The organism is Sunxiuqinia rutila, from assembly GCF_050589705.1.
GTDB classification, from domain to species: Bacteria; Bacteroidota; Bacteroidia; order Bacteroidales; family Prolixibacteraceae; genus Sunxiuqinia; species Sunxiuqinia rutila.
The window spans coordinates 419,978-428,974 of sequence record NZ_JBNGOT010000004.1 but is presented as its reverse complement, the minus strand read 5'-3'; the positions used below and the strand labels follow the sequence as shown (position 1 = coordinate 428,974).

Annotated in this window: 9 protein-coding genes; 7 read left to right on the top strand and 2 right to left on the bottom strand. The window is 46.7% G+C overall.

Translation table 11 applies throughout. The annotated features are described in order from the left end of the window. The 3 genes from ACRD6K_RS07150 to ACRD6K_RS07140 form a co-directional block, all read left to right on the top strand. Window positions 1-1,383: PspC domain-containing protein (locus ACRD6K_RS07150; RefSeq protein ID WP_430972701.1), on the top strand; the 1,383-nt coding region annotated here is incomplete at its 5' end. 98 nt (window positions 1,384-1,481) lie between these two features. Beyond that, window positions 1,482-1,985, top strand: a complete 504-nt coding sequence (locus tag ACRD6K_RS07145) for a DUF4252 domain-containing protein (RefSeq protein ID WP_430972700.1) — start codon at window positions 1,482-1,484, stop codon at window positions 1,983-1,985. A 13-nt stretch (window positions 1,986-1,998) separates the two neighbouring features. Next, a complete protein-coding gene (locus tag ACRD6K_RS07140) occupies window positions 1,999-2,193 on the top strand; it encodes a PspC domain-containing protein (protein ID WP_299583692.1) in 195 nt (64 codons plus the stop codon). Between the two features lie 2 nt (window positions 2,194-2,195). Here ACRD6K_RS07140 and ACRD6K_RS07135 read toward each other — a convergent pair whose 3' ends face one another. Next, window positions 2,196-3,551 (bottom strand): sensor histidine kinase, encoded by a 1,356-nt coding sequence (locus tag ACRD6K_RS07135; RefSeq protein ID WP_430972699.1) that lies wholly within the window; start codon window positions 3,549-3,551, stop codon window positions 2,196-2,198. Continuing rightward, window positions 3,548-4,915 carry a sigma-54-dependent transcriptional regulator gene (locus ACRD6K_RS07130; RefSeq protein ID WP_430972698.1) on the bottom strand — a complete coding sequence of 456 codons (1,368 nt, stop codon included), beginning with the start codon at window positions 4,913-4,915 and terminating at the stop codon, window positions 3,548-3,550. Before ACRD6K_RS07130 ends, ACRD6K_RS07135 begins: the two co-directional genes overlap by 4 nt. A gap of 180 nt (window positions 4,916-5,095) precedes the next feature. On the opposite strand from ACRD6K_RS07130, the gene ACRD6K_RS07125 reads away from it, so the two are divergent. The 4 genes from ACRD6K_RS07125 to ACRD6K_RS07110 all read left to right on the top strand — a co-directional run bounded on the left by ACRD6K_RS07125 (window position 5,096) and on the right by ACRD6K_RS07110 (window position 8,988). Beyond that, complete coding sequence (locus ACRD6K_RS07125; protein ID WP_430972697.1) at window positions 5,096-6,439, top strand: TolC family protein; 1,344 nt, start codon at window positions 5,096-5,098, stop codon at window positions 6,437-6,439. Between the two features lie 60 nt (window positions 6,440-6,499). After that, window positions 6,500-7,756: an efflux RND transporter periplasmic adaptor subunit gene (locus ACRD6K_RS07120; protein ID WP_430972696.1), complete on the top strand. Its 1,257-nt coding sequence runs from the start codon at window positions 6,500-6,502 to the stop codon at window positions 7,754-7,756. Between the two features lie 101 nt (window positions 7,757-7,857). Beyond that, entirely contained in the window at window positions 7,858-8,220 is a 363-nt protein-coding gene (locus tag ACRD6K_RS07115) for a four helix bundle protein (RefSeq protein WP_430972695.1), read from the top strand. A 69-nt stretch (window positions 8,221-8,289) separates the two neighbouring features. Continuing rightward, window positions 8,290-8,988: an ABC transporter ATP-binding protein gene (locus ACRD6K_RS07110; RefSeq protein ID WP_430972694.1), complete on the top strand. Its 699-nt coding sequence runs from the start codon at window positions 8,290-8,292 to the stop codon at window positions 8,986-8,988. The last annotated feature ends 9 nt before the right edge of the window (window positions 8,989-8,997 follow it).

Below are 8,997 nucleotides of genomic sequence, written 5' to 3'. Positions count from 1 at the left end.
GAGGATTTTATGGAAGGCGAAGTGGAAGAGGAAGAGCCGGCCAGTGCGGCAGGAACTACCAGTGAGCGCAGCCAGGCGACTTCGGGCAAAGTGAAACGCCGGATGTACCGCGACCCGGATCACCGGGTGTTTGGCGGTGTATGTGGTGGTATGGGCGCCTACTTTGGATTGGAGCCAGTGGTGCTTCGCATCATCTGCTTTGTATTGATTTTCCTGACCAGCGGGGTGATAATCCCGGTTTACTTGCTGTTGTGGATTGCCGTACCGAAAGCGAAGACCACGGCCCAGAAGCTGGAGATGCGCGGGCAGGAAGCTACGGTGTCGAACATTGAGAAATCAATTAAGGAAGAAGTTCAGGAAGTGAAAGCCAGCTACAACAAGTTTCGCAGCTCCGACTCCTACAACAAAGGCAAGGAGCAGGTCAGCCGTTTTGGTGAGGTGGTTTACCGCCTGTTTCGGGTAGCCCTGAAAGTATTGGTTATCCTGATTGGGGTCGGACTGATCCTGTTTGGCTTTTTGAGCCTGATCACTTTCCTGGCCTCCATGATTGTGGGACATTCGTTTATTGAAGCGGCTCCCTGGATGGCCGGATTTGGACCTGAGTTTTACATGCCTGAAATCGCCACCTACTTTATCAGTGCAGGCTCGCTGACCACCCTGATGATAGCCACCGGCTTTTTGGTGGGCATTCCGTTGCTGGCCATTTTGTTTGTGGGTACCAAGCTGGTGTTCCGCTTTCAAACCAACAACAAGCTGATCTTTTTAGGTTCGCTGGGCGTATGGCTGGTGGCCCTGGTGGTGGCCCTAGTGGTTTCGCTGTCGCAGATTGACAACTACAGCAAGCAGACCACCGTGAGCGAAAGCCAGGTGATTGACTGCAGCAGCTGCCAGACCCTTTACCTGGAGCTGGAGGCGGATACTTACAGTGGCAGCCGGCACAACTATTACATGGACCTGGATCGCATGAAGGTGGTTTCAGAGGATGGAAAATCGATTTTGCTGGGTAACCCCCGGCTGGATGTTGAACGCAGCAACACGGATGACTTTGTGATTTTGATTCGCAAGAAATCACGCGGCAGCAGTGCCGAAGAAGCCAATGAGAATGTTCAGGAGATTGTGTATCAGTACACGGTTCAGGATTCCACGGTTCGTTTCAACCCCTACTATCGGTTGGATGAAGGTGCCCGCTGGTTGCAGCAGGAGGTGGATATCACCATTAAAGTGCCGGAAGGCAAGCGTGTGTACCTGGACGATAAGCTGGTGAAGATTATTTACGATATTGAAAACGTGTCGAACACCTATGATGGCGACATGGTTGACAAGTACTGGAAAATGACTGAGCTGGGGCTGGAAGAAGATGAGCAGTCATTGACCACCAATTAACAGCATTAAATAACCCATGGTGTCCTTGTGTTTCTAAACTTTCCGGTGGCAGGCTTTCGAGGCCGCACCGGCAAGGATACCGATTAAAAATGAAAGTCATGAATATTCGATCAATTCAAATTCTTTTTGTTGTTTGCCTGCTACTGGCAAGCACCACGGTAATGGCGCAAAGCAAGTGTGATAAGCTATTCGATACTTTTCAGAATAAACCGGGAGTGACCTATTTTGCTTTCAACAAAAGCATGACTGATGCCTTCAATATTGATCTGGATGAAGAAGGCAAAACCATAAAAGGTGATCTGAATGAGATTCGTTTCATGTCGTACAATCCTGAAAAAGGGCAGTTGACAGGAACAGAATTTATACGCAAAGCCACGGGCTTGTTGCCCGGAGCTTACGACCGAATTGTGGAGGTTGATGATGAAAACAATGCTGAAATTTGGATGTTGGGCAACAAGCGAAAAGCTTCTGAATTTCACGTTTTTATTCGCAACGAGTCGGACGATGACATGCAATTCCTGATTTCCTTCTTCGGCAATTTTGATGTGGAAGACGTTGAAGGAATCCGCAAAATCGGTTTGAACTTATCTGATGACAATTAAAAACATAAAGACCATGAAACGATTAACGAAATCAAACGACAAGAAACTGGCCGGAGTTTGTGCCGGCATATCCGAGTATTTCAATCCGGAACTTGACCCGGTTATTGTGCGCATTGGCTTTGTGGGGCTCTGCATCTTCAATCCCCTGATGCTGATTGCTTACCTGGTGCTGGCCATCGTGCTTCCCGAACCGGGAGTGGCGAGCTGACGCTATTCATTGAAAAGCATACAAAACAGGGTTTCCTTATGGGGAACCGACCGAACCCGAAGGCTGCCATTGTGCAGCCTTAATATTTGGCGTGAAAGGCTCAGTCCAATGCCATTGCCGTTTTCGCGGGTAGTGAAAAAAGGTACAAAAATTTCATCCAGCAGCTCGTTGGGAATCCCCGGTCCATTGTCTTTAACACACACTTCTACCTGGCCGTTTTTGTTCCGGCCGGCCATTAATTCAATGCATGCATTTGGTGTTTCAACAAGGGCCTCGCGCGAATTTTTAATCAGGTTGAGCAAGACCTGTGAAATCATTTTTTCATCCGCATGGATCATCAAATCAGGCGACTCCACGTTCAGTTTGAATTGAATGGACGACTCCGGATGCTGGGCCTTGTTCAGCAATACCATCTTCTCCAACAGATTGAGAACGCGATTGGGTTTTTTATCTGGCTTTGGCAGACGTGTCAGTTTGCGGTACGATTCCACAAAAGTGATCAAGCCCCGTCCTTGTTCTTTAATCACATCCAGTCCGCGAATGGTGGTGTTAATCATCTTCTCATCAACCTCTTCAGGCGAAATGGTGTGCCCGTTTTTTCGGAAAAAATGACTTAAACTTTCGGACAAGGAGGTAACCGGGGCAATGGAGTTCATGATTTCGTGGGTCAGCACCCGGATCAGGCGCATCCACGAGTCCAGTTCCTTTTCATCCAGTTCGTTGTTAATATCCTGTACCGACAGCAAGGTCAGTGCTTGGTCATTGTTTCTGAACGAGTTGGCCTTGATGGAAATCGTCACCTTCCCCTGTTTGCCATTAAAGGTGATCAGCTTTTGTCCGACTTGCTGAACTTGAGGCAGTGTTTGGGCCAGCTGTTCATCAACCTTGGTGAGCTGCTTTAAATGGGTGAACTGTTCGAGCCCCAGCAGCTTTCTCACGGCACTGTTGGCATGAATCACAAAGCCCCGTTCATCATAGGTCAAAATGCCGGTACCCACATGCTCAATCAATGCCCGAAAGTACTGTTCCTGCTGATGGTGCTGTATTTTGATACGTTGAATTTGCTCGTTGACTTTGGTTAGGTTTTGGCTCAGTTTCTGGATGATTTTATCGTTTTTGTGGGTCGGAAATGCCAGGCTGGAGTCCTCATTTTTGATGGCTTCAAAAAAGTAGTTGATGCGTTCGTTTACGCGATTTTGGTAGTGAAGCAGGTTGATGACCAAACCGGCTAATAGCAGGGTTAGCAAAGCGCTTAATAGCCACTGTTGCAGGCCAAAGGCAGCCCAGCCAATGCCAATAGCTACCAGGATAATCAAAAGTATCCGGCTTAAGAGATTAATGAAAAATGACTGGTTCATCCGATTTCAAATTTTTTCATTTTGTTGTAGAGCGTTTGTCGCGTAATTCCCAGCTGTTCCGCAGCAGCTGTAACATTCCCCGGATTTTTATCCAGCGCAAGAAGGATCAGTCGCTTTTCCATTTCTTCCAGCCGGAGGCAGTCCGGGTCAGTCTTGTGTCCGGTAACCGGCCTTAAAAAGAAATCGTCAGCTTTCAGAATGTTGTTTTCACTTAAAATAACGGCTTTTTCAATGCTGTGTTCCAGTTCCCGAATGTTTCCGGGCCAGTAGTATTTTAGCAATTTTTCCTGGGCCTGGTTGTTCAGTTTCAGGGCTGCTTTATCGTACTTGTAAGCGTATTTTTTCAGGAAGAAATCGGCCAACACCAGGATATCGCTTCCGCGTTCGCGCAAGGGAGGAACTTCGATTTGGATGGTGTTAATCCGGTAAAGCAGGTCTTCGCGGAAAAGCCCTTTCTCTACCAGTTCCGGCAGGTTTTTGTTGGTGGCGCAAACCAAGCGAATATCCACTGGAATGGTTTGGTTGGAGCCGATGCGCGTCACTTCCCGGTTTTGGATGGCGGCCAGCAGCTTGGCTTGCAGGTGAAACGAAAGGTTGCCAATTTCGTCCAGAAAGAGCGTGCCTTTGTTGGCCACTTCAAATTTGCCTGCCCGGTTTTCGCGCGCATCGGTAAAGGCGCCTTTGACATGGCCAAACAGCTCGCTTTCGAACAGCGATTCGCTGACAGCGCCCATGTCCACTCCGACCAGCATTTCTTCCTTCCGGTTTGACAGGCGGTGAATTTCCCGTGCAATCAGCTCTTTGCCCGTGCCATTTTCTCCTGTAATCAGAATGTTGGTATCGGTCTTCGCAACCTTGCGCACAACTTTCAGCACGTGCATCAATTCGGGTGAGGAGCCAATGATAAATTTCTCCTCACGATTGATGGCTTGCTTCAGTTCTTTCTCTTTCAATTTGAGGTGTTTGACTTCTTCGCGCGACAGGCTTAGCTGGATGGCTGAACGAATGGTTGCCAATAGCTTGGTGTTGTCCCATGGTTTTAGAATGAAGTCGGTGGCTCCTGATTTCAGTGCTTTTACAGCCAGCTCCACATCGCCGTATGCCGTGATGAGTACCACTGAAATCTCCGGATGATTCTCCTTGATTTGTTGCAGCCAAAAGATGCCCTCATTGCCGGTATTTACCCCGGCTTTAAAGTTCATGTCCAGTAAAACGAGGTGATAGGGCGTTTTGCGCAGCTCGCTTGTTATCAGGTTCGGATTCGACAAGCATGTTACTTTATCGTATTCCGAAGAAAGAAGGATTTCAAGGGCGCTGAGCACACTTTTGTTATCATCAACAATAAGGATATTTCCAGTGGGCATTTTTTTTATCAAAATTAGAGCTTGAAAGGTGGAAGCGCAATGATCTGTCAAATTATTTTACAGAAACATGTCAATATATTTTACATTATTCATGGAGGTGCTTTTGTAGTGTGTTGATAATTAGGTTTGTGTGTTTTTGGCACTGTAATGGTTAAACCGATGGTGCTGAACGATGAAGATATGACAGATATTCTCAAAATAATAATGGTAAGCTTCTTTCTTTTTCTGCCAGGCTTTGCCTCAGGGCAGGAAAGCTGGAGCCTGACCAAGTGCATCGATTATGCGTTGGAACACAACCTGACACAACAGGTTTATGACCTGAATGAGCAAGCGGCAACAATCGATGCCAACCAGTCGAAGTTCAATTTATTGCCATCGCTGTCCGCTTCTTCCTCTGCCGGATTAAGCTTTGGCCGGTCGGTGGATCCAAACACCAACGATATTGTCAATAACGAATTCTTCAATAATTCCAACCGTTTGGGAGCCAGTCTGGCTGTTTTTCAGGGATTCATTCAACAAAACCGGATTGCCTATTCAAAATTCAGATTGGAAGCTGCAAAATGGGAGAAAGTGAATCATCAGGATGACTTGGCTTTTTCAATCTTGATGACCTATTATGATGTGATTTATTACCAAGGCATGGTGTCAATTGCCCGGGAGCAGCTTCGCCTGTCGGAGAACAATTTGAAGAAAGCTGAAGTATTGATCGAAACGGGCTTGAAAGCCAAAACGGATTTGGCCGAAATGCAAGCCACTTACGAAAAGGAGAAGCTGAATCTTTTACAAGCAGAAAATAGATTGGAGGAAATGAAGTTAAAGCTGGCTCAAGGCATGAATTTGCCTGGCGAAAGCTTTAAGCAGGTCCGGTTTGAATGCGGAGAACCGGCTGTTGGGGCTAATCCGGCGGTTGTTCCCGATTCGCTTTATACTTCATTTGTCAAACATTCACCTGTTATAAAAAGTGCCGAAGCCGTATTGCAGGCTTCCGCTAAAGAGGTTGCCATTAGCCGCGGGCAGTTTTTTCCTTCCATTCACCTCAATGCCTCCATCAACACGGGCTATTACGAAACCAACCGGGATGCGGATGGACGCACGATTTCGTTTCGAGATCAACTGAATAATAACCGGAGCCAATATGTTGGAGCTTCCATTTCTATTCCGATTTTTGCACGGAATCAGGTGCGTAGTCAGTTCCGGAAAGCCCGCTTGGCAGAGGATCAGGCGCGTACACAGCTCGAAAATTACAGGCAAACGGTGTACTACGAACTGCTGAATAATAGTCGGGAGATGCAGGCGCTTTTTCACGAATACATCCAGACCGGGAAACAGGTGGATGCCGATGAGCTGGCTTACCAGGTGGCTCATCGAAAGTACGAAGAAGGCCTGATTGATGTCATTGAGCTGCAGGCCGTAAAGAACCGCCTGGCCGGGTCAGAAAGTCAACGTTTGCTGGCCCGCTTGCAATGGGAAATCAAGCTTAAGGTAGTGGACTTTTACAAAGGGATTCGTTTTTGGGAGCAATGATTGGAAGGAGAAGGGAGAAAAGAGAGTTAACGGTAGAATTTGAATTAAAATTTTTTAGCAATGACGATGGATCGGGTTATAGAAAAGAAGAAAGGGCTTAAGAAGAAGCACTTTTATATGGCAGGGGGGATTATTATTTTCTTCTTTATGCTCTACCAACTGGCCTTTACAGAGCACCAGTCGGTATTTCGGGCCGAGCAGGACAAACTCACCGTAAGCATCGTTGAAGATGGTCTGTTTAATGATTACATTACCATTATTGGGCAGGTTGAACCCATTCGCACCATTTATCTTGATGTGGAAGAAGGAGGAAAAGTGGAGGAAATCTATATTGAAGAGGGGGAGATGGTGCAAAAAGGCGACGTTATTTTGAAGCTCAGAAACACGGACCTGAACACCACCATTATGAGTAGTGAGTCGCAGCTTGCTTACCATGCCAACGAGCTGAGAAATACCCAGATTCAGATTGAGCAACAGCAAATACAAAACAAACAACAAAAGCTCCAGATTGACCTGAAAGTTATTCAGGCTAAGCGAAAATTCAGCCAACACGAACGCCTGTTTAAGGAAGAATTGGTTGCCCGGGAAGTGTATCTTCAAGCGAAGGAAGAATATGAGTTGGCGCAGAAAGAACAGGGATTGACTTATCAGAAGATGGTTCAGGATTCGATCTTTCGGGCCAATCAGCGCATCAGCATGGATGAGAGTCTGGAAAATACGCGATTGAGTTTGAAAATGGCCAAAGAGCGTTTGGCAAACCTGAACGTAAAAGCACCGGTTGACGGGCAGCTTGGCTTGCTTGATGCCGAAATAGGGCAATCCATTTCTCGCGGGCAGCGGCTGGGACTGGTTCATATTTTAACCAACTTTAAGATTAACGCCAGGATTGACGAGCATTACATTGACCGGGTACGGCGCGATTTGGCGGCTGCCTTTGACCGGAATGGCGAAGATTACCAGCTGAACGTGCGAAAGGTATACCCCGAAGTTCGGGAAGGGCAGTTTGAAATTGATCTGGTATTTGAAGGTCATAAGCCGGATAACATTCGCACCGGCCAGACTTACCACATCAAGCTGAAGCTGGGGCAATCAGAAAAAGCCCTGCTGTTGCCTCGTGGGGGCTTCTTTCAAAGCACCGGTGGACAGTGGGTCTTTGTGTTGAACGAAGCCGGAACCGAAGCCGTGAAGCGTCCGATCCGTATTGGGAAGCAAAACCCGCAGTATTACGAGGTGCTCGAAGGCCTTGCCCCCGGTGAAAAAGTAATCACCTCCAGCTATGAACTGTTTGGCGATAACGATAAGATTGTCTTTAAATAGGAAAGGGCTGAGGGCAAAGAGCAAAGGGGACTGTTGCTGGCTTAACAAATGAGAATCAAACTAAAATTCATAAATTGAATGAAACACTTAAAGTTTTAACTATGGCACATTTTAGATTTATGGATTTAGATATTTGGAAGGAGGCAATTACATTGAATGATCAGCTTTTTGATTTGGCAGAGGAGATGGGAAATGCAAAAAGTTATAGAGTAGCAGAACAACTAAGAGCAGCCTCCTTGAGCATTTCTAATAATATTGCTGAAGGTTCGGGCTCTTTTTCCGCGAAGGACTTTGCTAACTTTTTGAATATGGCGCGACGTTCGGTTTTTGAGACAGCCAATATTGCATATGTCGCTTTCAGACGTCAATTTATGGATGAAGAGCAATTGAATCAAGTCTTAACTGATTTAGACTCTTTAAGTAGGAAAATAACAAATTTTAGAAAATCAATTTTAAAAAACTGAGCAAATAGTTTGGGGCGCATTGTGTTCTTGCTCTTTGCCCCATGCCCTTTGCTCTATGCTATTACAACTATGATAAAAACAGTAGATCTAACCAAAATTTTTCGCACTGAGGAAATTGAAACCAGTGCGCTGAACCAAGTCAACCTGCACGTGAAAAAAGGGGAATTTGTTGCCATTATGGGGCCTTCAGGATGTGGAAAGTCCACTTTGCTGAATATCGTAGGACTGCTGGACAACCCGTCGGACGGTCAGTATTATTTCGATGGGCAGGAAGTGGGCCAGCTGAAAGAGCGTAACCGTACCCAACTTCGGAAAGGAAACATCGGGTTTGTGTTCCAAAGTTTTAACCTGATTGATGAGTTGAACGTGTATGAAAACGTTGAACTGCCTCTGATTTACCTGAAGCTGAAAGCAAGCGAGCGCAAAGCCATGGTTGAACGAGTGCTGGAGCGCATGAAAATCAGTCACCGGCGTAAGCACTTTCCGCAACAGCTGTCTGGCGGTCAGCAGCAGCGTGTAGCCATTGCCCGTGCTGTAGTGGCTAATCCAAAACTGATTCTGGCGGATGAGCCTACCGGTAACCTGGATTCGAAAAACGGACTGGAAGTCATGAACCTGCTTACCGAATTGAACCGGGAAGGAACAACCATTGTGATGGTTACCCACTCGTTGCACGATTCGGAATTTGCTCACCGGGTGGTCAACCTGTTTGACGGACAGGTTATTACCGAAGAGGTGAAAAAAGAAATGGGAGAGGTGCTGCTTTAGCAAGGAGTT

Coding starts and splice junctions, on each gene's coding strand:
- ACRD6K_RS07145 (WP_430972700.1), top strand. CDS start 1,482: ATGAATATTCGATCAATTCAAATTCTTTTTGTTGTTTGCCTGCTACTG.
- ACRD6K_RS07140 (WP_299583692.1), top strand. CDS start 1,999: ATGAAACGATTAACGAAATCAAACGACAAGAAACTGGCCGGAGTTTGT.
- ACRD6K_RS07135 (WP_430972699.1), bottom strand. CDS start 3,551: ATGAACCAGTCATTTTTCATTAATCTCTTAAGCCGGATACTTTTGATT.
- ACRD6K_RS07130 (WP_430972698.1), bottom strand. CDS start 4,915: ATGCCCACTGGAAATATCCTTATTGTTGATGATAACAAAAGTGTGCTC.
- ACRD6K_RS07125 (WP_430972697.1), top strand. CDS start 5,096: ATGACAGATATTCTCAAAATAATAATGGTAAGCTTCTTTCTTTTTCTG.
- ACRD6K_RS07120 (WP_430972696.1), top strand. CDS start 6,500: ATGACGATGGATCGGGTTATAGAAAAGAAGAAAGGGCTTAAGAAGAAG.
- ACRD6K_RS07115 (WP_430972695.1), top strand. CDS start 7,858: ATGGCACATTTTAGATTTATGGATTTAGATATTTGGAAGGAGGCAATT.
- ACRD6K_RS07110 (WP_430972694.1), top strand. CDS start 8,290: ATGATAAAAACAGTAGATCTAACCAAAATTTTTCGCACTGAGGAAATT.